Raw genomic sequence first — 24266 nt, 5'->3', positions numbered from 1 at the left:
TGGTGTGGCGTCCCAACCCCTCAGTCCGCGGACCGGACCGTCTCCGGACGCCCGCTCCGGACGCCGCTCCCCTCGGACGCCCCGTCGTCGTCCAACCCCTCACGCAGACCCACCCTCCGGTGAAACCGCCGCATGAACTTCGGAGCCCACCAGTTCGCGTGGCCCAGCATCCCCATGAGCGCGGGGACGAGGAACGCCCGGATCACGAAGGCGTCCGCGAGGATCGCCAGGACCACCCCCAGACCGGCCATCTGGATGAGGGAGACCTGGGAGAAGACCATCCCCGCGAAGACCACCGCCATGAGCAGGGCCGCCGCGGTGATCACGGCTCCGGTCTTCCTGATTCCGGTGACGACCGCGGCCGTGTTGTCACCGGTTCTGTCGTACTCCTCCTTCATCCGGGCCACCAGGAACAACTCGTAGTCCATGGACAGCCCGAAGGCGACGCAGAACATCAGGATGGGCATGGCGTTGTCGAGGTAACCCGTGGACGTGAACCCCAGCAGACCCTCCAGGTTGCCGTCCTGGAAACCCCACACCATGACTCCGAACATGGCCGTGAGGCTGAGGAAGTTGAGGACGACCGCCTTGATCGGGACGAGGACGCTCCCGGTCATCAGAAAGATGAGCGCGGCCGAGAACAGGGCGATGACCGACACCGCCCAGGGCAGGCGTTCGCTGATGACGTCCTTGTTGTCGACTGTCCTCGCGGCCTCGCCTGTGACCTCGGGCGCCCCTCCCTCGTAGGAGAGCGCCCGGATCTCGGACACGACGTCACCGGCCTCGTCGGAGTAGACGTCCATCTGGGGTTCGAGCAGTCCTTCCAGGTAGGACCCCTCGGCGTCGGCCATATCGGCGGTGCTCGGATCCGGGGCGACCGTCTCACCGTCCCTCCAGAGCCCGCCCGCGCCGCTCACGACGCTGATGCCGTCGATCTCCGAGATCTGCTCGGCCATGTCCCGTTGGACGTCCGTGCCGTCGGCGTCCGTGCCCGCACCGGGCAGGAGGACCCGTACGGGAAAAGCGGTGTTGCCAGGAAAGTCGTCCTTGAGCTCCTGCTGCACCTGGCTCACGGGGGTGTCCGAGGGCAGGACCCGGTAGTCGGACTTGCCGATGTCGACGCGCAGGAAGGGCACCGCCAGGAACACCAGGGCCACGGTCAGGACCACCGCTACGGGGAGCCTGTGGCGCAGGGACCAACCAGCGACCCCGGCCCACGTGCGCTCCTTCATGGTGAGCGAGGGCAGGTGGTGCAGCGACCCCTTCTCGATGTTGGGGCCCAGCAGGGTGAGCAGCGCGGGAAGGAGCAGGACACCGCACAGGACCGTGCCGAACACCACGGGGATCGCGGCGTAGGCGAACGACCGGAGGAACGGCAGGGGGAACAGCAGAAGGGTGCTCAGGGACAGACCGACGGTGATACCGCTGTAGACGACCGTGCGTCCGGCCGTGCGCATGGTGCGGCTGACCGCCTGGGCGGTGTCGCGGCCGGCTTTGAGCTCCTCACGGAAGCGGGAGACCATCAACAGGCCGTAGTCGATGCCCAGGCCCAGCGCCAACGCGCTGGTGAGGTTGAGAGCGAACACCGACACCTCGACCTGCTCCGCGAGTACGCGCAGCAGGAACAGTGTCAGCGCCGCGGAGACCAGGCCCACCGCGATGGGCAGCAGCGAGGCGACCACGCTGCGGAACACCAGGAGGAGCAGCACCATGCTGATGAAGACGGCGATACCCTCCGCGACGACCAGGTCGGCGACGATCTGGTCCTGGATCGAGCGGAACACCTCGGATTCGCCGCCGATCTGGGCGGTGATGGCCTCGTCGGTCTCGGTCAGGGAGACGTTCGCCTCACGCAGCCACTCGTTCTTGTCGTTCTCGGTACCCTCCAGCTCCACGAGGACGAGGGCGGAGTCGCCCTCGTCACTGCGCAGGCCGGGGACCTGGGGCTCCTCCCAGTAGGAGACGACGTCGGCGACACCCTCGCTCTCACGCACGCTGGTGACGAGGTCGGCCGCCGCGGAGACCACCTCGGGGTCGTCCACGTCCCCGGAGTCGGCCCTGACGAGGAACACCGCGTCGTTGTCAGGGGCGCCGAACCTCTCCTGCACTGTCCGTGCCACCCGGTCCGACTCCGTACCCGCAGCGTCGAAACCGCCCGCGGACAGGTACTGCGTGACGGTCACCCCGAAGGCAAGGGTGACCATGACGATGACGCAGGCCACCACGACGACGACCTTCGGTCTCCGCGTCGCGATGCTTGGACGTTCGGTCGTCACCGGAGCAGCCTTTCCGTACGTCGGTTTTGTACCATGCATTCGGGAACACGAATCTTGTCGCACATCGGCGATCAGAAAATTCCGAAGAACCCGAAAATCCTATCCTCCAGCGGAAATGAATGCGGGTTCCACGAAGAACTTCATCTACATGTCCGCACTTACGGCCTTGGCCTCCAGGTGATCGCGCTCCTCAGGTTGAAGGCGGATCGCATCACGCCCTCCAGGGGACCGTCGGCCGGCGGCAGCACGCCCAGCTGCCGGGCCAGGTCCATGACGTCCATATAGACGTCCATACGCGCGATCAGGCCGTCCTCGATCGTGAAGAACTCCGACATCCGCGCGACCCAGGGACGGCCGTTGGCCCGGAGCCCGTCGAACCGGCCCCCGGTGAACGTACCGCTCAGGAGAATCCTCGAGGCGACCCGTCCGTCGGGGGCGGCCAGCAGCGATTCGAGCTGGACGCGGGCGTCGGGGAAGGCGGCGAAGAACCCTCTCAGGTGGGCGTCCAGGTCTTCGGGGACGCGTAGTTCGCCGGTCAGCGGAAGGTACTCGCGCCCGCCGTGCTTCCAGCAGGCGAGCACGCCGTCCACGTCGTGGGAGTTGTAGGCCTCGTAGAGGCGCCGCACCACAGCCGTGCCGTCCGAGCTCACGGGGCGCCCACCTCCGTCGACACGGCCTCCTCCGCGTTCCGCCCGGCACCGCGCAGCATGTGCACACCGGCCGTGAACAGCCAGACGAAGCCCAGGGAGGAGAAGACGAGGAACAGGACTGTCGTGACCAGGAACGAGGCTCCGAGCGTGTAGATGAGCGAACCCACGACGAAGCTGGCGACTCCGGCCGACACCCCGAGGAGCGCCAGCCACCGCGGATAGAGAGCGCTCCCGAACATGGCCAACGAGTACAGGGGCATCGCCACACCGAAGAACACCAGGTACCAGAGGCCGAGCCCGGCGAGCAGCAGCAGGAGGAAGGCGTAGGCGACCGGGTAGGCCATCGCCTGGGCCTGCCCCTGGGCGGTTTCGTAGTAGTCCGCCAGGTGTTTGGCGGTGAACCCGTCCTGGGCCATCAGCGTGAGCATGACCGCGGCGGCCAGTACCGCCGCACCGTCCGCGTAGCGGACCAGGTCCCCGCGGACGACTCCGCGCAGCGACCGGCCGATGGCCAGCATCGCGAGCATGTCGATCACCTGCGCGATGACGATGCCCAGGTGCAGGGGGATCCAGAACGTGGTCTCGTGGACCTCCGTCATGAACTCGTCGGTGGGGATGTCCTGGTGGGGGTGGAGCGCGTTGACGACGACCGACAGGACGGTTCCCGTGATCGCCAGCCAACCGCCCAGGCGCAGGGCGGTGCTCCGTTCGGACGTGTTCTTCACGAGGGACGCACCTTACTTCTCGAGCCGCAGGGGCAGGTGGGACAGGGAGCGCAGGATCGCGGTGTCGCGCCAGCGGTGGTCCGGGGCCAGGCGAACACCCGGGTAGCGGCGAGCGAGGGTGCTCAGCAGGATCTCGGCCTCGGTCTTGGCCAGGGCCGCTCCGAGACAGAAGTGCGGCCCGTGGGCGAAGGTCATGTGCCTGTTGGCGTTGGCGCGCCCGAGGTCGAGCCGGTCCGGGTCGGTGAACACGCCCGGATCCCGGTTGGAGCCGCCCAGCATCACCACGACCTGTTCTCCCGCACGGATCCGCGTGCCCGCCACGTCGACGTCGTCCATCGCCACACGGGAGGTCACCTGCACGGGGGCCTCGTAGCGCAGCAGTTCGTCCAGCGCCGGCCCGGAGCCGAGCATGCCCGGGTCACGGACCAGGCGCTCGAACTGGTCCGGATGCGTGAGCAACGAGTACACGCTGTTGCCGAGGTAGTTCATCGTCGTCTCGTAACCGACGGTCACCAGCAGGACGCACATGAAGATGACCTCGAAGTCGTCCGAGGTGCGTCCCTCGGCGCGTGCCGCGATGAGGGAGGAGATGAGGTCGTCGCGGGGCTCCTGCCTCCGTGACTCCAGCAGGTCGACGAACCGGTTGCTGATCTCCATCATCGACTCGCCGCCCTCGGTGACCCGCTCCACCGGGGCGTCCCACTCCAGCAGTCCGGCCAGGGCCAGCGCCCTGTCGTACAGGAACTTCTGGTCCTCCTCGGCGTCGAACCCCAGGATCTCGGTGACGACCCGGATGGTCAGGGGGTAGGAGACGTCGTTCATGAACTCGGCCTCGCCCCGTTCTCCGAGGGAGGAGTCCAGCAGGCCGTCGACGATCTGCTGGATACGCCCTCGGAAGCTGGAGACGATACGCGGGGTGAACGTGGTGGAGACGACGCTGCGCAGCCTCCGGTGGTGGGGGTCGTCGAGGAAGTAGTAGAAACCCTGCATGAGCTGGTTGACGGTCTCGTTCGCCGCGAGCTGGCGGTCGAGGAAGCCCGATCCCGGACGCACGTGCCAGCGGCTGCTCTTGAGCACGCGGGCGACGTCCTCGTATCGGGGGACCACGTAGGCGAGGTAGCCCTCGTGCCAGAAGAGGCCGCTTTCGTCGCGCAGCCGCTCGTAGTGGGGGTAGGGGTTCTGTCGGAAGTCCGGGTCGGCGAGGTCGAGGGCGCCGGACAGGTCGGGAACGGTCATGGGTTTCTGCCTTCCTGCTTCTGGGCTGTTCACCCGCGGGTCAGACCGGGCCGGACGCGCGGTTCGGATCTCGGGGAGACCTCGTCGGGCCGCTGGTCCGATGCGCCACCGGCTCCGTCCCCCGCGCGGCCGCGCCCCCGACTTCGTCGACGATGTCGCCCGCCCACGCCTGGCCGCCGACCCTGACCTGCGAGGACGTACTCCCGGCGGGCTTGGGCAAGCGGGTTCGGCGCGGCCGGAACAAGGACCACTGCCGCCGCGCCTCGACAGCCAGTCGCCGACCGACCTGGCCCACGACACCCGTCCAGGGCGTGCCCCGCAGCCCCATGTCGTAGGCGGCCCTGAGCAGGAGTCCGGGGCCGAGGATCTCGTTGGGGGAGACCCGGTGGGAGAGTGCTCCGTCGACGAACATCCTCCGCAGGACCGGTGACTCCGAGATCTTGCGCAGCAGCGACCGCTCCAGGTCGCCGAGCTCGCCCGCTCGGGCGAAGTCCCAGCCGAGCCAGTACATGGCCGCGGCGTCGCGGTCGCGCCAGCGCGCCCATGAGCGGACCGCCCGGTCCACGGCGTCGGGTGCGCGGAGGTCGACACCTGACAGGTGCTCGGCCAGGACCTCGCTCTGACGGAGGGCGTCACTGATGCCCTGGCCAAGGGTTGGGTCCTTGAAGTGCCCGGCGTCGCCGATCAGCGCCCAGCCGCGCCCCGCCGACTCCCGGAAGTAGCCGGGCAGGTAGGCGGTGCCGACCGGCCTGGTCACCCGCCGGGCTCCGGCGAGGACCGGCCGCAGCGGTTCGCAGCGGGCCACGGCGTCGTCGAAGCTGTCGGGCAGTGACCGCTTGAAAGCGCCGAAGTCGGGGAGTTCGGGACAGACGAGGACGGTGAAGCGCCCGCTGTCCGAGTCGAAGGCGATGGTCAGGCGTCTGCCCTCGCGGTGGTGGCGCACCACGGCGGGCCCCTGTGAGGCGGCGCCCTCGTAGTCGGCCCAGTAGGCGAACCGCTCGTTGGGCGTCGTGTTGTAGGCGCGTGCGCCCACCAGTTCGGCCAGCCGCGAGTTGCGGCCGTCCGCGCCGATCACGAGCGGGGCCTCGATCACCCGGACCTCGCCGGATGTGCGTACCAAAACCCTGGAGACACGGCCGGAGTCGTCGCGGCACGCACCGACGAGGTTCGTTCGTGTGCGCACCTGGGCACCCGAATCCCGCGCGGCGTTCACCAGGATCTCGTCGAGAAGGTTCCGGTTGACGCTGATCCCGCCGGGAGGCCACCCTTCCTCCGCGTGCACTATGGCGCTCAGGTCGATGCCGTCGTAGGTGACCGAGGCGCCGGTGAGGAAGGGCGCTCCGGTCTCGGTGAGCCTGTCGAGCACGCCCAGCTTCTGCATGGAGCGCACACCGCTGACCTGGATCAGGTGGGTGGACAGCGTGTCACTGGGGAAACGGGCCCGGTCCACGACGACGACCCGGCGCCCGGAGGCGGCGAGGTGGGCGGCCAGTGAGGCTCCTGCGATCCGGGAGCCGACGATGACGACGTCCGCGTGTTCGTGGGGGGCTGCTGCGTTAGCCGAGGACATTGACGATCACCAGACCAAGGACGGCGAGACGGAGGGAGAGGAAGCCGTGGTTTCGGCGGTTGCGCCACCGGCCTCTCAGGCCGTTGCGCAACACGAGCGCCTGGAGCGCCCAGGCGGGGAGCAGCGCGAGTGGGGTCCAGGGGCTGAGCACCCCGAGAAGGACGGCCCCCAGAGCGAGGGACCAGGTCGCGGCGAAGAAGACGGAGACGAAGACACGGTTGCCGCGTTCGGTCGTCCGTGAGGCGACGGTGCGTCGGCCCACCTTCCGGTCGTCCTCTGCGTCAGCGCTGTTGGAGCAGATGAGGACCTGCACCAGCCACGCGCCGAAGAGGAGGCCCTGGACGACGGCCGCCGGGTCGAGGGCTCCCCGGGCAGCGGCGTAGGGGACCAGCAGGCTCGCCGCCAGGGTCAGTCCTGTGACGGTCTCCCCTCCGCCGGTGAAGCGGTAACTGAAGTTGATCCCGGCCGAGTACTGCACGCCCAGGACGACGACCGCCAGACCACCGACGAAGGCCCACCAGGGCTGGAAGGCGCTGACGACGCTGAACAGGACGACACAGGCCAGAGCGGCCGCGGTGGCGGAGAAGGCGAACACCTGTGCCTGGCGGACACTGAGCTGCCCGAGGACGAGGGGCTTGACCTGGCTGCGGCGGCGTTCGGGCGCGTAGTTGCGCACGTCGCTGCCATCGCGGTAACCGGTGATGTCGTCGAGGGCATGGGTGGCCCAGATCCCGAACGCGATCACCATGGAGAACAGCAGGCACAGCACCGCAGTCCGGACGCTGTTCCCGTGGGTGCCGGCCACGAGCGACCAGGCCACGACGGGCCCGAGCCAGATCTCGAACAGTCCCATCTTGCCCAGCCGGGCGAAGGAGACGGCGGTTCCGAGGACGGACCGGCCCGCCCGAGCGGTCTCCCCGGTGGAGGGGCCGTTCACCGGTGCCCTCCCCTGCTGGTCCCACGGTCGTGCGTCACCGCGCGGAGGGTTCGGGAAGGGCCTTCTGGTATATTCCCCGGCACCCCGTACCCGAGAATCGCGGAGGCGGTCCACGCATGCGGTCCCTTCGGCGACACCAGCTCATGCGTGCCCTGGTGTCCGGATGTGTCGCCACCGCCGCGTACACGGCGGCCAGTTCCCTGCTGCGGCACCGGCACGGCGGCGCCCACGCGGGTGAGGGAGCGGCCGCGCCGGTGGACCGGCCCGCCGCGGTGGCCGCGGAGCTGACAGGTGGCAGGGAACCCCGCCGGGAGCGGCGTGTCCTCGTCGACACCGCCGTGCACTGGGGATACGGGATCATGTGCGGTCTCGCCCGTCCCCTCCTGGAAAACGGGGAGGTCCGCGGCTGGCGTGCCGACGCCGCGCACCTGGCGGTGGTCTGGCTGCCCTGGCGCGCTCTTCTCGTGGTCCGCGACCTCAGACGCGGCACCCCTCTGCCAGAACCTCGCGTCCTGACGCGCGAACTGGTCAAACACGGGGTGTACGTGCTGGTCGCGGGCCGGGTCTACGACCTGTTGGACCGTGACACGGACGCACCGGGCGGGTAGGGGCACCACGTCAGCCTCCCGTGCTCTCGTCCTTGGGCGCCACCACGCCGCTCCAGCCGTCGACGGTCGCCCGCTTCCCCAGATCCCCGGGCCGAAGTTCGACTCCCGCGACGCAGGGGATGCCGAGTTCGCGGCACACGATCGCCACGTGGGAGAGCATGCTGCCGTACTTGGTGACCACCCCACTGGGCATGACGGCGAGAACGTAGTTCCCGTCGACCCGGTCGCCGACGAGGACGCGGTCGGGTTCGCCGTCGCTCTCGGCGCACAGGACGCCCTCGGCCCACCCCGGGGCGAGCGAGTACCCGGTGTTGGCCCCCGTGGCGGAGGAACGACGCAGCGGGCGCAGACCGTCGGCGCGCACCTGGACGTCGACCGGGTAGGCCAGCTCCGAAGCCGCACGCAGTTCCTCCGCGCGCTCGTGGACGAGCCGGTCCACGGCCCTGCCCCCGAGACCGCGGATCTCCTCGATCCCCAGGTAGGCGGCGGTTCGCGGGTCGTAGCCGAACGCTCCCCCGTCGAGCAGGAGCCGCACGCAGTGCAGCGAGCGCAGCCCGATCTCCTTCGAACGCTCCCGCTCCCCCAGGGCCAACCGCATGAACCTGACGACGCGCTCGTAGAGGGGGCCGCGCGCCGTTCCCATCGGGATGGCCACCTCCTCGACGGTCTGGCCGCCCCGGCCCCGGCCCGAGGACTCGTTGAGCACCGACGCCGCGGAGGACATGACCGAGGCGAAGGCGGTGAAGTCGGTCCCCTGGTCGGCCACCTCGTAGTTGTTGAGGCGGTCGAGGCCCTGTGTGAGGCCCTCTCCGCGAGCGCTGGCGTGGCCACCGTCCTCGTCGGTACGGTGCGCGCTCGCGCGCAGCAGCTCCATCGCGGTGTCCGGGTCGTACTGCGACTCCAGGATCCGCTTGGTGGCCGAGGCGGCGACGAACGCCACGCACGTGGTGCGGATGTGCAGCGCCCAGGCGGCGCGCCCCGCCCTGACCGCGGCCTCGCACGCCGCCCCCTTCTTCCAGGGGCTGTCGGAGGAGAGCGCGTCCATGGTCGCGCCCTCCGCCTTGGCCAGGACCGCCTGGGCGCGCCCGAAGGCGTGGGCGTTGGCCCCCAGGAAGGCGAGGGCTCCGCGCAGGCGGCCCCAGCGGTGGAACCGGCCGGGCCGCTCCCCGCGTCGGAGGTCGGGGGCGGGCCCGCCCAGGAGCAGGGCCCAGATGTCCTCCGGGGCCACGACCGGGAGCTCGTCGGCGAGCCTCTCGACGGTCGTCATGTTGAAGTACGGCCGGAAGCCGAAGTAGGACACGAAGGCGGGCCGGGGGCCGGAGGGCCGTTCGCGGCCGAAGCGGTCGGCGGCGTCGCGGAATCCGCGTTCCATCCCGGCACCGATGATCGACCAGGTCAGAGGGGAAAGGACCTCCGGAGCAACCTCGCGGAAGTTGTGTCCGCTGTGTACGGAGTTGCGCTCCAGACCGGGTGTGTCCAGCGAGAAGGTCGGTAGGTCCGTCACGGCAGGCGCTCCCTCAGTCGGTCGAATGCGTGGTCGAGGGCGCGAACCAGGTATCCGCGGTCCTCCGGGGGCGTCACACGTCCGGCTTCGACCAGTTCCCGGAGGCAGGACAGGTCCAGGTCCCATCCGGTCACGCAGTAGTCGAAGATCTCGCGCGACATCGGCAGGTCGATCCACTCCGGGCGCAGGACCGCGGCGAGCGCCGTGGCCAACGGCTCGCTGCGGACCCGCTTGGCGCGCACTCCGAACCTGGCGTTGACCAGATCGAAGATCTCGGCGTAGGTGGGAGAGGCCGGGTCCACGGCCCAGACCGAGGAGGAGCCCGTGCCGTGCAGCACCCTGTCCGTGACGATCCGCGCCATGAAGTCGCTCGGCGTCGCCCAGTAGCGGTTGCTGCCGACGACCGGAAGGGGCCACCCCGCCGCCAAGGGCCTGAGCAGTTCGAACAGGGCGGCGGGAGGTGCGTCCCGGAGGCCGGGGTACTCCTCGTCTCCCGGCAGGACGTGCCCGGCGCGGACCACGTCCACGGGCAGACCGGAGGCGCGGGCCACGAGTTCACCGCTGAGCTTGGCCCACTCGTAGAAGTTGCGGTGTCTTGCGGGGTCCGGAACAGTCGAGCTGCGTAGCCTCTGCTTGGTGGCGCCGACTCCCAGCAGGCTCGACACCAGGACCACGTTGCGCAGGGACGGGCAGTCCTGCGCGAACCGGAGTGCTCCGCGCAGCGGTGCGATGTGCTCGGACCGCGCCTCGGCGAGGGACAGCGAGAGGTCGAACCGGCCGGTCGCGACCACGACCGTGGTCACCGACGCGGCCAGTTCCGCGGCCTCGTCCGGGCCCAGTCCCAGGTCGGGACGGCGGGCGTCGCCGAGGCGCAGTTTGGCGTAGCGCTCCACGTGCGGCGCCGGGTTGCGTGTCAGGCCGACGACGTCGAGCCCCTCGGCGCAGAGGCGGCTGGCCACTCCGGTGCCGACCTGGCCGCTGGCTCCCACGATGAGAACGGTCATGCGGGCCACCCCGAGTAGTAGCTGTTCAGTCTGGTCGGCTCGTCGGCCAAGGGCATGCCGAGGGTGCGGACCAGGCTGCGAACGGAGACCTCGCGGCCGAGTCCCGAGCCGGAGTAGACGGTTCCGGAGGCGAAGTAGCGCATCCCGATGGCGGCGGCGGTGTCCGGGCTCTCGTGCAACCGGTCGGCCTGCCGGGAGACCGCCTTGAGCCAGGCGGGCGGAACGCGGACGGGCCTGGGGAAGGAGGACGGGTCGCGCCGACTGGCGATGGAGGCCTCACGGATGAACGACTCGACCATGGGGGCCGCGGCCGCCTGGCCTATGTTGACCACCTCGGGTGTGTCCGCGGGTTCGGAGCCGAGGAGCTCGACGACCCGGGCGGCCACCAGGTCGCGGGGGCACACGTCCAGGCGCGCGCCGGAGCTGTAGGGCAGGACCGGCCAGCGTCCACTGGTGATGAGGCGGGACAGGGGGACCTTGCGGGCTCCGGTGCTTCCGGACGCCGGAGTGTCGAGGTCTCCGGACAGTGCCGGGATGCGGGCGATGAACGCCGGGAGGTCGTTCTCCCGAGCGACGCGGGCGACCGCCCACTCCCCTCTCAGTTTGGCCCGTTCGTACTTGGTGAGGTGTTCGCGCTCCCGGAGGAGATGCTCGCCGACCTCGGCCCCGTAGTCGTATCCGACGTAGAGGGAACCCGCGTGGACGAGTCTGGCGCCCAGCCGGTGTGCCAGCGCGGCGGCGTTGGCCGCGCCGTCGATGTTGGTCTCGGCGAGGCGGGCCCAGGGAGCGGACCAGCCCACGTCCCCGGCGATGTTGAGCACCGCCGAGACGGTCCCGCGCAGCTCGTCCACGGTGCCGTCGTCCATTCCCCAGTTCGGGCGGCGCACGTCGCCCCGCACCCCCCTGACCGGGGAGAGGGAGTGGCGGTTGAGGGCCCGCGCCCGGTCCTCGTGGTCGGCGCCCCTGATCAGGGCGACGACCGGTTGGTCGATCCTGCGGAGGAGCGCTGCTCCGAGGAAACCCGTGGCACCTGAGATGAGTACCGTCATGTGGCCGCCTCCTCCGGTTCTCCCTGCGGTTCCAGTGCGGTGAAGCGCACGATCTTCTCCCTGCGGCCGAGTTTGTGCAGCGTGGTCCCGGGTCCGGCGTCCCGGATGTGGTGGACGCCCTCGTCGCGCACGGTGCGGACCGCGTCGATCCAGCGCACCGGCATCAGCAGGGCCCTGACGAGCAGTTCACGCACCTCGCCGGGGTCGGTGACGACCTCCGCGGTGACGGTGGAGACCAGGGGCGTGTCGCCGACCCGGAAGTCGACCGCGTTGACGGCCTCGCGCCAGGCGGGGACCACCCCGTTCATGAGAGGGCTGTGGAACCCGCCGCTGATCGGCAGGATCTCGGCGAGCAGTCCTTCACCTCCCGCGACGCGCACCGCCTCGCGGACCGCTCCGGCATCACCGGAGATGACCGTCTGGCGTCGGCCGTTCACACCCGCCACCTCCAGGACACCCGTGGTGTGTCCCAGGGCGCGCCTCCGCAGCCACTCGATTCCGGCCAGGTCGGTTCCCATGACCGCCGCCATCGCACCGGGGCGGCGGGTGTTGCCGCCCCGGCACAGCTCACCGCGCTTCAGAGCCAGACCGAAGCCGTCCTCCACACCGATGACCCCGGCCGTGGCCGCCGCGGCGAGCTCGCCCAGACTGTGGCCGAGGGTGAGCGCCGGCCTTCGTCCTGGTGGGAGCCTCTCGGCCTCAGCGACGCCTGTGGCGTAGATGGCGGGCTGCGCGTGGAAGGTGTCCTCGAAGTCGAGTACGCGCGGGTCGTCGGTACCGAAGTGGCGGCCCAACTCCAGCACGAGGGGGTGAGCGCGGTGCCGGTACAAGGCCTCGCGCAGTACGTCGGCCTTGATTCCCTGACCGGGGAAGGCCAGACCGAACACCTGGTCGTCGACTGTCCGGTCACCGCTCACGAGACCACCAGCCCGCCGTCGATCGACAGGACCTGGCCGGTGATGTAGTCGGAGTCGACGAGCAGGGACACGCCCATGGCCACGTCGGCGGGGGAGGCGAATCCCCGTGTGGCGGTCCTGCGGCGAAACTCCTCGGCCACCTCGTCGGGGACACCGCTCGTGAGCGAGGTCGGCATGAAGCCCGGGGAGAGGGCGTTCACGGTGACGTTGCGGCGTCCGCACTCCAGGGCCAGTGAACGGGTCATGCCGATGACCCCCGCCTTGGACGCGGAGTAGGCGGTCTGCCCCCTGCTTCCGAGCATTCCGGCCGGAGAGACGACGTTGACCACCCGGCCCCATCGGGAGCGCAGCATCTGGGGCAGCACCGCGCGGGCGGTGTGGAAGGAACCGACCAGGTTGACCTGGATCGTCTCCGTCCACTCCTGGACGGACTGGGTGGCCATGAGCCCGTCCCGGCGCACGGCGCCCGAGTTGACCAGGACGGACACCGCTCCGAGCTTCTCGGCGACAGTCCTGTGCATGGCCCGTACTGAGTCCCAGTCGCCCACGTCGGCCTGGACGGCCAGAGAGGGATGGGACAGCTCCGAACGGAGTTCGTCCACCGGTTCGGGATGGTGGGCGTAGTGCAGGGCCACGCTGTAGCCCTTGCCGTCCAGCAGCCTGGCGATCTCGGCTCCGAGGGCTCCGGAGGCACCCGTCACCAAGGCGACGCGCTCGTTCACACCGCCTCCCTGGCGCAGTGCTCCTCGATGAAGCGCTCCATCGCCGTGACGGCGGTGGCACCGGGGAGCTCGGCCGCGGACCGGGCCAGCGCGCCGGCCTCCGGTGCGCCGGCGGAGGGCATCAGAACCACCGCGGAGGCCAGGGAGGAACTCTCCTCCGCGAGCACGTGCTCGTTCCCGCTCGGCAGGTCGAAGGCGATGATCATGGCACCGCTGGACGTGCCGTTGGCGAGGGTCGACATGGCCACGGTCGTCAGCAGGGACAGGGACTCCGCGCCACCCGTGTAGTGCATCGTCGCACCGCGGTATCCCGTGGTGATACAGATGTTGCACAAGGGGTTGTTGGGCATGCGACGGAGCCAGTCGGTGGGGTTGGCCGGGTGCATGTAGAAGCGGCTCAGCCGCTCCACCCGGTCGGGAGCCTCCTCGGTCGCGTAGTCCGGAACGGGGATGGAGGGGTCCCAGTTGCTCACCGTGAAGAGGGCGAAACGCTCCAAGTCCGTGCCCTCGCCCAGACGCTCATGCAGCCTCCTCGCGGCGATGAACGGTGCGTAGAACGCGCGCTCCAGCAGTCTGCCGACCTTGCGTGGGACACCGCTCTTGGCGTGTGAGCGCAGGTCCTCGGGAAGTTCCTGGGACGAGAAAGTGTCCACGACACCGAACCGGTCGGGTGAAGCCGCCATAGCCGTCAGACCTTTCCCAGAATCAGGGTGGCGTTGTGGCCACCGAAGCCGAAACTGTTGTTCAGTACCCGGTCGAAGCGCAGGTCACGAGCGACGTTGGGCACGTAGTCCAGATCGCATCGCGGGTCCGGCTCCTTGAGGTTCATCGTGGGCGGCACGACCTGGTCGCGGAGCGCGGCCACGCACAGGACGGTCTCCACCGCTCCGGCCGAGGCCATGCTGTGGCCCAGCGCCCCCTTGACCGAGCTGATCGGGACCGTCTCCGCCGCGGCGCCGAAAGCCTGGTGGACGGCGAGCGTCTCGCACCAGTCGTTGTCGCGGGTGCTGGTCCCGTGCGCGTTGACGTAGCCGATGTCGCTCGGGTCGATCCGGGCGTCCTGCATCGCCCTGCGCATCGCGTACTCCGGTCCCGCCGCGTCCGGAGGCGAGGCCACCATGTGGTAGGCGTTCTGGGAGAAGCCGAAACCCTCCACACACGCCATCGGGTCGGCTCCACGCGCCCGCGCGTGCCGTTCGGACTCCAGCACGACGAAACCCGCGCCCTCGGACAGGAGGAATCCGTCCCGGCGCGCGTCGAAGGGGCAGGACGCCTCCTCCGGAGGGCAGTCCCGATTGGTCATGGCGTACAGGCTGCAGAAGGAGAAGAAGTCGATCTCACGAAGCAGGCAGTCCGCCCCGCCCGCCAGCACCACATCGGCCTGGCCGGACTCGATGAGCTTCATGCCCGAGCCCACGGCCAGTCCCCCACCGGCGCAGGCCCCGTAGAGACCGGTCGCCCGAGGTGCCGCGGCGGTCCGCCGAACACCGTCCACGATCAGGTCGGTCGGTCCGAGCAGGGGGTCCCGGTCGGGACCGGGCAGCACGCGCTCCCCGTGGGTGGCGACGACCGCGATGTCCGCGGAAGGGCCGGGGCCGCCCACGGGCAGCCCCGCGCTCTCCAGTGCCTCCCGGGCGGCGGCGACCCCGTAGACCACCGCCTGCGAGGTGTCCAGGTCCTGGTCAGCGGTGGCGGGCACCGGAGCGCCCACCCTTGTGCCAGCCTCGAAAAGCGGGAAGCGCTCCAGGGCCGTGCCGAAGCGCACCCCGTCTCGTACGTTGGTCCACGTCTGTTCGGCGGACCATCCGCCGGGGGTGACCGCGCCGACGCCGGTCACCCATACCCGGTTGGTCATCTCCTGTCCTCCCTGACCCCGTCGGGGCCCGTCAGGCGTGTGCGCCGACCCGGTCGGCGATGAACGCGACGATGCTCGACACGGTCAGCCGCCGGGAGACCTCCGCCAGGTCCTGGTCGGAGAGCTGGCCGCCCTTGTCCCCGCCCTCGGGCAGGAAGCGGGCCAGCTCCGTCAGCAACTGCTTGACCTCGCCGTCGTTGACCTCGATCCCGAACTCCCCCTTGAGCGCCAGGATCAGTTCCAGAAGGTCGAGCGAGTCGGCGTCGAGGTCGTCGACCAGACGCGATTCCATGGAGATGTCCTCGGTCTCCATTTCGAGGTTCTCGGCGATCTGCGCCTGGAGTCGGCGGAAGATTTCTGAGTTCTGGTCGGCCATGTTTCATACCTCGGCTTCTCTGAATGATCATTGCCAATCACGAGGAACCCGGAAATACGATGGGCTCTCGCTGACCTCGACACAGTCAAGCCGCACGTGAACTGCGGCGGCAAGCACAAGTCCGCACTTGCCGCCGTTCGCCAACAAGTCCGCACATACACCCGGAATTTTCCATAACCGCACTTACACCTTCCGCGCCGACCACGCGCCGAGTACCGTCCGCAGTAATCGCGATATCAGCATTGCCCCACCCCTGGATCCAATATCCGCGCGCCCTTTTACGGGGTGCCGCCGGGGAGGGCCGTTTCCTGGGGAGGACACTTGGTCGACCGCAGTCGCCTTGTGGGGCGCACACACAGGTCAGACACCATCACCATCGACCCGGACCACGCTGAGGCCTTCTCCGCCGTGGTCGGTCACGAGCCCCGGAGCCACCGCGGACGCCCGGTGGTGTCGCCCTTCTACGCGGCCTTCGTCGTCGCCCCGCTCTGGCGGAGGATCTACCAGGCGCCCGAGCTGGGCACCCGCGACCAGCTGGTCCTACACGCCGAGCAGCGCATGCTCTGGCACCGTCACCTGTACGCGGGTCAGAGGGTCTGGGCAACGCTCCTGGTCAGTGATGTCGTGGGGTTCGGGTTCAACGACGCAGCGATCATCCGCTGCCGGTTGCGCGAGGATGACGGCACCCTCCTGTCCACGATGGAGAGCACGCTGACGATCCGGGGGGACAGCGGTTTCTCCCCCCGTTCGACGCGTACGGCCAACCCGCGGCGGGTGGGGACCGCGGCGTCGGCCACGCACACCTTCGACACGGACGCCCCCCAGCGGTACGCGGATGTGGCCGACGACCACAACCCGCTGCACCTGGACGACGAAGCCGCACGTGAGGCGGGGCATCCCGGACGGATCCTGCACGGCATGTGCACGCTCGCCACGGGAGTCACCGCCCTCGCGGGACGCCTGTCCGACGGACGGCCGCGGAGGCTGGGTTTCGTACGCACCCGCTTCGCGCGTCCCGTCCTCCCAGGAAGCACCCTGGACCTCACCGCTCACACGACGACGGCCGCGGGCGTGTACGCGCTGACGGCGACCCTGGGCGGGCGGGCGGTCCTGAAGAACACCCTGATGGGTCTGGCCAAGGAGGAGCAGTGACCACGACCGAACCGTCCACCGGCCACGGAGCGCACGGGACCCCCCTCACCTACGCGTCCTACCTGCGACTCGACGACGTCCTCGGCGCCCAGGCCCCCCGCACCGACGTCCCGGACGAGCGCCTGTTCATCATCACGCACCAAGCGCTGGAACTGTGGTTCTCCGAGGCGCTGCGCGAGATCGACCGCGTGGTCCGCCACCTCGGTGAGGACCTGGTCGAGCCGGCCCGGCGCGGCGTGGTACGCCTGTGCCGGATCGTCGAGCTGTGGATCCAGCACCTGGACGTGCTGGACACCATGCCCAGCACGGAGTTCCAGGGGTTCCGCCACGCTCTGGGCAGCGCGAGCGGTCTGGCCTCGTCCCAGTTCCGGATGCTGGAGGTCAACTCCGGGATCGACCGGTACGATCTGCCCTCCAACGCCAGGGACGAGGGGGTTCGCGACCGCACCGCCGGCCCCAGCCTGCGACAGGCCTTCACCCACTACGCCGCACGTCACAGCGTCACCCTCAAGGACGTGTACGCGCGAGCCAACGAGTACTGCACGCTACGCTCCCTGGCTGAGGAGCTCGTGGAGTACGACATCCTGTTCAACCGGTGGAGGCACCGGCACCGGCTGCTGGTCCGCAGGGCGATCGGCGAGGTGCCCGGTACCGGAGGGACCAGCGGCGCCCACTACCTGCGGTCGACCATGGACAAGTGGTTCTTCCCCGAGATCTGGCAGGCCCGTTCCGAACCCCGGAGCCAGGAGCCGGCCGGTGCGCCTCCCGCGGTCGTGCCCCTGGACGGCTCGGTGTCCAGCGAACGCTCCCTGCTCGGCGGCAAGGGGTGGGGGATACAGCAGATGCACCAGTTGGGTGTTCCGGTACCTCCCGCCTTCGCCGTGACCTCCGAGGCGTGCGCGTCGTTCCACCGCGATGGCGCCAGGATGCCCGACGACCTGTGGGAGGGGATCCTGGTCCAACTCGGCGCCCTGGAGGAGCGGACGGGACGCCGCCTCGGCGACAGGTCCTCCCCGCTCACGGTCTCCGTGCGCTCCGGGGCCCCCGTCAGCATGCCCGGCATGATGGACACGGTGCTCAACGTGGGCGCGGCCTGCGCGGGCGACAGGTCGGCCGCGCTGCGGGAACTGCGCACGTCCGTCATCCGGGTGTTCGAGTCCTGGGACAGCGAAAGGGCCAGGACCTACCGCGGCGCGCACGGTATCTCCGACGACCTTTACACGGCGGCGGTCGTGCAGGCCATGGTGATGGGCGACGCGGACGAGGATTCGGGCACCGGGGTGTACGTCACCCGCGACCCCGTCACCGGTGACGCGGTGCCGTACGGCGAGTGGCTGCCGAGGGCCCAGGGGGAGCAGCTGATGTCCGGGGAACGCACACCGGACGCCCTGACGGAGCTGGAGCGGGCCCTTCCCAAGGCGCACGCTCGGCTGATCGAGTACGGGGCCCTGCTGGAGCGCACCCACCGGGACGTGGTGGAGATCGAGTTCACCGTGGAGTCGGGGGTCCTGTACCTGCTCCAGGTCCGCAGCTCCTCCAGGTCCGCCTGGGCCGCCGCGTGCTGGGCGGTGGACCTGGTGTCGGAGGGTGTGATCGGTGTCGGGGAGGCACTGGAACGCGTCCCGGAGTCACTGAGCCGCGACGGTGCCACCAGTACCGCCACCGGACAGGCCCCCCTGCTCACCGGTACCGGCGTGTCCTCCGGAGTGGCCGCGGGCAGAGTGGTCGACGACCCGGACGAGGCCGTGACCCTCGCCGCGGAGGGGACGCCGGTGATCCTCGGGCGTCCCTCCACCAGCACCCGGGACATCCACGGATTCCTCGCGGTGGAGGGCGTCCTGACCGAGCGGGGAGGCAGCACCTCCCACGCCGCCGTCGTCGCCCGTCAGCTCGGCCTGCCCTGCGTGGTCGGCTGCGGCGACGGTGCTCTGGACACGGTCCGCGGGAGGACGGTGACGCTGGACGGCGGAGCCGGGCACGTCTACTCCGGCCGGGTCCCGTCGTCCCCGGGGACGGCCGACCGCCCGTCCCCCTTCGAGGTGATCGAGCGGTGGCGTGACAGCGCGACCGGATGAACAGGTCCCGTACCGCGAGGAGAGGAAACCATGGTGAACGACGACCACGGCTTCGCCGTCATGTACCGGTTGCGCTTGAAGGGAAGGGGCGGGGCTGAGCGGATAGCCGCCGCGGTGGGCTCCGACCCGGCGTCGGTCGGCGCCGCGCTGGAGGACTTGGCCGAACGCGGTCTGGCCCTGTACCGCGAAGGCCGGATCAGCGGTTGGCTGCTGACCCCGGAGGGCCGTCTGGAGTGCGAGCGGCGGGTTGGTCGGTACCGCGCGTCCCTGGACACGGACGTGGTCGCCAAGCTCTACGACGACGACTTCCTCGGTCTCAACCAGGAGTTCAAGGCCCTGTGCGCCCGCTCCCAGGGTCCCGCCCACGACCACGGCGACACCCTGCGCCGGTTGGAGAGCGTACACGGTGGTGCCAGCCGGCTCCTCCGACAGTTCGCCGTCCACCTCACGTGGTTCCCCGTCGCGTACACGAGCCGGTTCGACACGGCCTTGGAACGCTTCCGGGAGGGGGACCGGGCCGCCCTGGTCCAGCCGTTCACGGATTCGTACCACGACGTGTGGATGGAACTGCACGAGGACCTGCTGCTCGTCCTTGCCCGTCGACGCGAGGACGAGGACTGAGCAGGGCGGCGTCCCCTGGATGACGGCCGGTCCTTGAAGCCCTCCGGAGCCCCGGGTGCGGCGGTGTCCCGTTGGTAGGCCCGCCCACCAGGGCTTCTTCTTGTCCGGAGCGCCGCCCCAGGGTCGCGACCAGTCCTTTCCCGGCGGGAAAGGGCCGAACGCCGAACCCGCAGGAAGAGAAACCGCAGGCCAGGCATTGTCCGTCCACTATCTGCGGACATAGATTCCGTGCTTGTAATTCGCATACACGAACTGTATGGTCTTCAAGGGTAACGAGGAACGGACAGTTCGGCCCCGAACTCGCCGAACACCCGACTCTGACACGCTCCGTGACCCCCCGCCACAATCGAAGCGCGGCATCAAAGCCAATTCCCGCGACACCTTGACCTCTCCAGGGTTGCCGGCAACCCGACATTCACCGACTCCGCGTGAATGTCAGTCGAATTCAAATCACCACGGCGCACACCGTCCCATCAAGGGGAGCAGTGGGCCTTCTGTTGCGATTCCCCTGAACAGTCAACGGAAAAGAGGGTTTCATGGAATCCCCCGTCATCATTGTTGGGGCAGGCCCGGCGGGGATGATGCTCGCCGGAGAACTCGCCCTGGCCGGGGTTCGGCCCCTGGTCCTGGAACGGTTGGCGGAGCCGTCCGGAGAATCGCGCGGCCTGGGCTTCGGACCGCGCACGATGGAGATCTTCGAACAGCGCGCGCTCCTGGCGCGGTTCGGTGAGATCACCCCCCGCACCGCCGGGCACTTCGGCGGTGTCCCCCTCGACTTCTCCGTCGTGGACGGGGCGCACTTCAGCGTCGACAGCGTTCCGCAGTCCCGCACCGAGGAGGTCCTGGGCGGGTGGTTGGAGGACCTGGGAGTTCGCATCCGCCGTGGAGTCGAGGTCACCGGCCTGTCCCAGGACGAGTACGGCGTGGACGTCGAGACGGTCGGTCCCGGGGGACCGGAGACCATACGCGCCTCCTATCTGGTGGGATGCGACGGCGGTCGCAGCACCGTCCGCACCGAGGCGGGGTTCGACTTCCCCGGGACGCCTCCGACGCTGGAGATGTACATCGCCGACGTCGCCGGATGCTCGGTGCGGCCCCGCCCCATCGGTGAGCCCGTCGCCGGTGGGATGGCCATGGCGGCTCCGATCGCTGAGGGAGTCGACCGGATCGTGGTGTGCGAGCTGGGCAACGAGCCCGGGGCCCGCTCCTCGACCCCTCTCTTCGGCGAGGTGGCCGCTTCCTGGAAACGGATCACCGGTGAGGACATCTCCCACGGCACCCCGCGGTGGGTCAGCAGCTTCACCGACTCCGCACGGCTGGTGAGCGAGTACCGCCGAGGTCGGGTCCTGCTCGCGGGCGACGCCGCACACGTCCACCTGCCGGCCGGGGGCCAGGGGATGAACGTGGGCGTCCAGGACGCGTTCAACCTCGGCTGGAAGCTGGCCGCGCGCGTGCGCGGCCAGGCGGACGACGCGCTCCTCGACACCTACCACTCCGAACGTCACCCGGTCGGGGAACGGCTGCTGCGCAACACACGCGCCCAGGGCACGCTCATTCTCGGCGGAGACGCCTCGCGCCCCCTGCGCGAGGTGCTCACGGAACTGGTCGCCCACGACGACGTGGCCCACCACCTGGCCGCGATGGTGGCCGGGCTGGACGTGCGCTACGACGTGGGTCCCGACAGCCACCCGCTGAGCGGTCTGCGCCTTCCGCGGACCCACCTCGTGGTCGAGGGCCGCACGACCACGACCGCCGAACTGCTGCGCACCGGACGCGGACTCCTGCTCGACCTGTCGGAGGAGCCCGGCCAGGCAAGGACGGCTCTGCCGTGGTCCGACCGGGTGGACACGGTCAGCGCCCGTCTGTCCGATCAGGACGCGAACGGCCCGCTGGCCGCGACCGTGAGCGTTCTGGTGCGCCCCGACGGGCACGTCGCCTGGACCTCCCTGGCGACCGCGGACCTCACCGGCGCCCTGAACCGCTGGTTCGGTCCGCCGACGGACCAGCCCGCCGCCTGAGACCGCAGGCCGGCCACCACATGACGCACCACGGACCAGAGGAGACCCGCCCATGCACAGCACCCTGATCGTCGCCCGCATGTCCGGAGAGCACGAACAGGACATCGCGAAACTGTTCGGTGCCTTCGACCAGACCGAGATGCCCGAGCTGATGGGAACTCTGCGTCGTCAGCTGTTCACCTTCAACGGCCTCTACTTCCACCTCCAGGACTTCGGGTCCGAGGGGTCGGCGTCGATCGACCGCGCTCGCTCCCACCCGCTGTTCCAGCAGATCAGCGCGGACATGCGTCCCTTCGTCGAGGCGTACGACCCGGCCACTTGGCGCTCTCCCGCCGACGCCATCGCCACACGCTTCTACCGCTGGGAGCGTCAGGCGTGACGCCGGTTCCGACAACGACCACACATGACGACAGGAGCGGATCCGTGAGAGGGAGGCAGCGATGAGCCGCCGCGCGGTGATCACCGGTATCGGTGTCGTGGCCCCGGGAGGCGTGGGCCGCAAGGAGTTCTGGAGTCTGGTCAGCGAGGGCAGGACGGCGACCCGGGCACTGTCGTTCTTCGACCCCTCGCCCTTCCGGTCGCGCATCGCGGCCGAGGCCGACTTCACTCCCGAACTGCACGGCCTGACCAGCCAGGAGATCCGCAGGATGGATCGTTCGGCCCAGTTCGCCGTCGTCGCCTCCCGCGAGGCGGTGCAGGACAGCGGCCTGGAGGTGGGGGAGGCGCTCGCTCACCGTACCGGCGTCAGCATCGGCAGCGCCGTCGGCGCGAGCATGAACCTCGAACGGGAGTACCGGGCGGCCAGCGACGACGGGCGGCTCAGCCTCGTCGACCACGCCTACACCGTCCCCCAACTCTACGGGTGGTTCGTCCCCAGCACCCTGGCCGCGGAGACCGCCTGGGCCACGGGCGCGCAGGGACCGGCCACCGTGGTCTCCACGGGGTGCACCTCCGGCCTGGACTCGGTGGGCTACGCGGTCGACCTCATTCGGGAGGGTACGGCCGACGTGATGATCGCCGGGGGCACCGACGCCCCCATCTCGCCCATCACCGTCGCCTGTTTCGACGCCATCCGCGCCACCAGCCCGAACAACGACGATCCCGAGCACGCCTCGCGTCCCTTCGACAACACCCGAAACGGCTTCGTACTCGCGGAGGGCTGCGCGGTGCTCGTCGTGGAGGAACTGGAGCACGCGCGCAGACGCGGCGCTCAGGTGTACGCCGAGATCCGGGGTTTCGCCTCGCGCGCCAACGCCTACCACATGACCGGGCTGCGCCCCGACGGCAGGGAGATGGCGGACGCCATCCGGGCCGCGATGGCCGAGGCGCGTGTGGCCCCGGAGGAGATCGACTACGTCAACGCGCACGGTTCGGGCACCAAGCAGAACGACCGGCACGAGACCGGCGCGTTCAAGGAGAGCCTGGGCGAACACGCCTACCGGACACCCGTCAGTTCGCTCAAGTCCATGGTGGGCCACTCGCTGGGCGCCATCGGCACGATCGAGATCGCCGCCTGCGCCCTGGCCATACGCAACGACGTCGTGCCCCCCACGGCGAACCTCACCACACCCGACCCCGAATGCGATCTGGACTACGTGCCGGTCACCGCGCGCGAGTGGCGGACCGACACGGTCCTGACGGTCGGCAGCGGTTTCGGCGGGTTCCAGAGCGCGATGGTGCTCTCTGACGTGGAGGCGGGTGCCAGATGAAGGCGACGGCGGTTGTCACCGGAATCGGCGTGGCCGCGCCCAACGGCCTGAGGACCGAGGAGTTCTGGGCCTCCACGTGTGCGGGCCTCAGCGGGATCGACACGGTGAGCCGTTTCGACCCCGCCTCCTATCCCTCCCGTCTGGCCGGGCAGGTCCGGGGGTTCGACGCGAAGGAGCACCTGCCCAGCAGACTGCTGCCGCAGACCGACCATATGACCCAGATGGGGTTGGCCGTGGCGGACTGGGCACTGGCTGACTCGGGAGTGGACACCTCCACTCTTCCCGAGTACGGGATGGGCGTGGTCACCGCCGCGTCCGCCGGAGGTTACGAGTTCGGCCAGACCGAACTGGAGAAACTCTGGACCAGGGGCCCCCGGCACGTGAGCGCCTACCAGTCCTTCGCGTGGTTCTACGCGGTCAACACCGGCCAGATCTCCATCCGCAACAAGATGCGCGGTCCCTGTCAGACGCTGGTCAGCGACCAGGCGGGCGGACTCGACGCGATCGGCCAGGCGCGCCGACGCGTGCGCGGCGGCGTCCCCCTGGTCATGACGGGCGGCGTCGACGGCTCGATCTGTCCCTGGGGGTGGCTGGGGCACCTGTCCAGCGGCCGGGTCAGCACGGCCGAGGACCCGGAGCGCGCCTTCCTTCCCTTCGACGCCGCCGCGGGAGGCCATGTGGTCGGCGAGGGAGGGGCCCACCTGGTCGTGGAGGAGGCCGGGGCCGCGCAGGCACGCGGTGCCCGCCCCTACGGGAGGATCGCGGGGTATTCCGCCACCTTCGACCCCGCGCCCGGGAGCGGGCTTCCCTCAGCGCTGCCCCGCGCGATCGAGCAGGCGCTCTCCGACGCGGGCAAGGCCCCCGAGGAGGTGGGGGCGGTGTTCGCCGACGCGGCGGCCGTCCCCGAGCTGGACCGGGCCGAGGCCGAGGCGATCAGTGGCGTCTTCGGGCCCGGAGGAGTCCCGGTGACAGCACCCAAGACCATGACCGGCCGCCTGCACGCTGGCGGCGGGCCCCTGGACGTCGCGACGGCGCTGTTGGCGCTGCGGGACGGTGTCATACCGCCCACGGTCAACACCGAACTCTCCTCCTCCTACGACATCGACCTGGTGTCCGGGGAGGCCCGCGAGAGCGCGGAGCTGGACACGGTCCTCGTCCTGGCGCGCGGCCAGGGCGGTTTCAACAGCGCGATGGTCCTGTGTGCCTCCTGAGGCTCGCGCACAGCCCTCCCTCACACCGAACGACACAACGATCCGAAAGGC

Annotated in this window: 22 protein-coding genes; 8 read left to right on the top strand and 14 right to left on the bottom strand. The window is 69.9% G+C overall.

Annotated features, from left to right (window positions below; genetic code table 11):
* Positions 1–20 precede the first annotated feature (20 nt).
* From HGB44_RS05870 to HGB44_RS05845, 6 genes are all read right to left on the bottom strand, one after another.
* Entirely contained in the window at positions 21–2276 is a 2256-nt protein-coding gene (locus HGB44_RS05870) for an MMPL family transporter (protein ID WP_168443967.1), read from the bottom strand.
* A 158-nt stretch (positions 2277–2434) separates the two neighbouring features.
* Positions 2435–2926, bottom strand: coding sequence for an ester cyclase (locus tag HGB44_RS32665; protein ID WP_061082476.1), 492 nt, complete (start codon positions 2924–2926; stop codon positions 2435–2437).
* Positions 2923–3651, bottom strand: a complete 729-nt coding sequence (locus tag HGB44_RS32660) for a hypothetical protein (RefSeq protein WP_061082475.1) — start codon at positions 3649–3651, stop codon at positions 2923–2925. The genes HGB44_RS32665 and HGB44_RS32660 overlap by 4 nt, the downstream gene beginning before the upstream one ends.
* Before the next feature lie 12 nt (positions 3652–3663).
* Complete coding sequence (locus tag HGB44_RS05855) at positions 3664–4887, bottom strand: cytochrome P450 (RefSeq protein WP_061082474.1); 1224 nt, start codon at positions 4885–4887, stop codon at positions 3664–3666.
* 40 nt (positions 4888–4927) lie between these two features.
* Positions 4928–6457 (bottom strand): NAD(P)/FAD-dependent oxidoreductase, encoded by a 1530-nt coding sequence (locus tag HGB44_RS05850; protein ID WP_061082473.1) that lies wholly within the window; start codon positions 6455–6457, stop codon positions 4928–4930.
* Positions 6444–7394, bottom strand: coding sequence for a UbiA family prenyltransferase (locus tag HGB44_RS05845; RefSeq protein WP_061082472.1), 951 nt, complete (start codon positions 7392–7394; stop codon positions 6444–6446). Before HGB44_RS05845 ends, HGB44_RS05850 begins: the two co-directional genes overlap by 14 nt.
* A gap of 116 nt (positions 7395–7510) precedes the next feature.
* Here HGB44_RS05845 and HGB44_RS05840 point away from each other — a divergent pair, with 116 nt between their 5' ends.
* Positions 7511–8002, top strand: coding sequence for a hypothetical protein (locus HGB44_RS05840; RefSeq protein ID WP_061082471.1), 492 nt, complete (start codon positions 7511–7513; stop codon positions 8000–8002).
* Positions 8003–8012: 10 nt separating this feature from the next.
* Here the strand turns inward: HGB44_RS05840 and HGB44_RS32655 are convergent, their stop codons facing one another.
* The 8 genes from HGB44_RS32655 to HGB44_RS05800 are packed head-to-tail and all read right to left on the bottom strand — an operon-like array spanning position 8013 to position 15429.
* A complete protein-coding gene (locus HGB44_RS32655) occupies positions 8013–9506 on the bottom strand; it encodes a PEP-utilizing enzyme (protein ID WP_061082470.1) in 1494 nt (497 codons plus the stop codon).
* The gene (locus tag HGB44_RS05830) at positions 9503–10510 is read right to left on the bottom strand and encodes an NAD-dependent epimerase/dehydratase family protein (RefSeq protein ID WP_168443966.1); all 1008 of its coding nucleotides are present in this window, start codon (positions 10508–10510) and stop codon (positions 9503–9505) included. The genes HGB44_RS32655 and HGB44_RS05830 overlap by 4 nt, the downstream gene beginning before the upstream one ends.
* Positions 10507–11559, bottom strand: coding sequence for an SDR family oxidoreductase (locus HGB44_RS05825; RefSeq protein ID WP_061082468.1), 1053 nt, complete (start codon positions 11557–11559; stop codon positions 10507–10509). Before HGB44_RS05825 ends, HGB44_RS05830 begins: the two co-directional genes overlap by 4 nt.
* Positions 11556–12476, bottom strand: coding sequence for an ACP S-malonyltransferase (locus HGB44_RS05820; protein ID WP_061082467.1), 921 nt, complete (start codon positions 12474–12476; stop codon positions 11556–11558). The genes HGB44_RS05825 and HGB44_RS05820 overlap by 4 nt, the downstream gene beginning before the upstream one ends.
* Positions 12473–13198: an SDR family NAD(P)-dependent oxidoreductase gene (locus tag HGB44_RS05815; RefSeq protein WP_231972572.1), complete on the bottom strand. Its 726-nt coding sequence runs from the start codon at positions 13196–13198 to the stop codon at positions 12473–12475. The genes HGB44_RS05820 and HGB44_RS05815 overlap by 4 nt, the downstream gene beginning before the upstream one ends.
* Entirely contained in the window at positions 13195–13881 is a 687-nt protein-coding gene (locus HGB44_RS05810; protein ID WP_168443965.1) for a hypothetical protein, read from the bottom strand. Before HGB44_RS05810 ends, HGB44_RS05815 begins: the two co-directional genes overlap by 4 nt.
* A 5-nt stretch (positions 13882–13886) precedes the next feature.
* Positions 13887–15053, bottom strand: a complete 1167-nt coding sequence (locus tag HGB44_RS05805; RefSeq protein WP_061082466.1) for a beta-ketoacyl-[acyl-carrier-protein] synthase family protein — start codon at positions 15051–15053, stop codon at positions 13887–13889.
* Positions 15054–15084: 31 nt separating this feature from the next.
* Positions 15085–15429, bottom strand: coding sequence for a phosphopantetheine-binding protein (locus HGB44_RS05800; RefSeq protein WP_061082465.1), 345 nt, complete (start codon positions 15427–15429; stop codon positions 15085–15087).
* 321 nt (positions 15430–15750) lie between these two features.
* On the opposite strand from HGB44_RS05800, the gene HGB44_RS05795 reads away from it, so the two are divergent.
* From HGB44_RS05795 to HGB44_RS05765, 7 genes are all read left to right on the top strand, one after another.
* Positions 15751–16581, top strand: a complete 831-nt coding sequence (locus HGB44_RS05795) for a MaoC family dehydratase (protein ID WP_168443964.1) — start codon at positions 15751–15753, stop codon at positions 16579–16581.
* The gene (locus HGB44_RS05790; RefSeq protein ID WP_082768532.1) at positions 16578–18656 is read left to right on the top strand and encodes a tryptophan 2,3-dioxygenase family protein; all 2079 of its coding nucleotides are present in this window, start codon (positions 16578–16580) and stop codon (positions 18654–18656) included. The genes HGB44_RS05795 and HGB44_RS05790 overlap by 4 nt, the downstream gene beginning before the upstream one ends.
* Positions 18657–18686: 30 nt before the next feature.
* The gene (locus HGB44_RS05785; RefSeq protein WP_061082463.1) at positions 18687–19277 is read left to right on the top strand and encodes a helix-turn-helix domain-containing protein; all 591 of its coding nucleotides are present in this window, start codon (positions 18687–18689) and stop codon (positions 19275–19277) included.
* A 536-nt stretch (positions 19278–19813) separates the two neighbouring features.
* Positions 19814–21295, top strand: a complete 1482-nt coding sequence (locus HGB44_RS05780) for an FAD-dependent monooxygenase (protein ID WP_061082462.1) — start codon at positions 19814–19816, stop codon at positions 21293–21295.
* Positions 21296–21347: 52 nt separating this feature from the next.
* The gene (locus tag HGB44_RS05775) at positions 21348–21674 is read left to right on the top strand and encodes a TcmI family type II polyketide cyclase (RefSeq protein WP_061082461.1); all 327 of its coding nucleotides are present in this window, start codon (positions 21348–21350) and stop codon (positions 21672–21674) included.
* Positions 21675–21735: 61 nt separating this feature from the next.
* On the top strand, positions 21736–23004 hold the full coding sequence (locus HGB44_RS05770; protein ID WP_061082460.1) for a beta-ketoacyl-[acyl-carrier-protein] synthase family protein: 1269 nt from the start codon (positions 21736–21738) through the stop codon (positions 23002–23004).
* Positions 23001–24215, top strand: a complete 1215-nt coding sequence (locus tag HGB44_RS05765) for a ketosynthase chain-length factor (RefSeq protein ID WP_061082459.1) — start codon at positions 23001–23003, stop codon at positions 24213–24215. The genes HGB44_RS05770 and HGB44_RS05765 overlap by 4 nt, the downstream gene beginning before the upstream one ends.
* Positions 24216–24266: the final 51 nt, after the last annotated feature.

The sequence above is a fragment of the Nocardiopsis alborubida genome (assembly GCF_012396365.1).
Taxonomy (GTDB): Bacteria; Actinomycetota; Actinomycetes; order Streptosporangiales; family Streptosporangiaceae; genus Nocardiopsis; species Nocardiopsis alborubida.
Note: the sequence above shows the minus strand (reverse complement) of the source record. Positions and strands in the feature narration are given on the sequence as shown.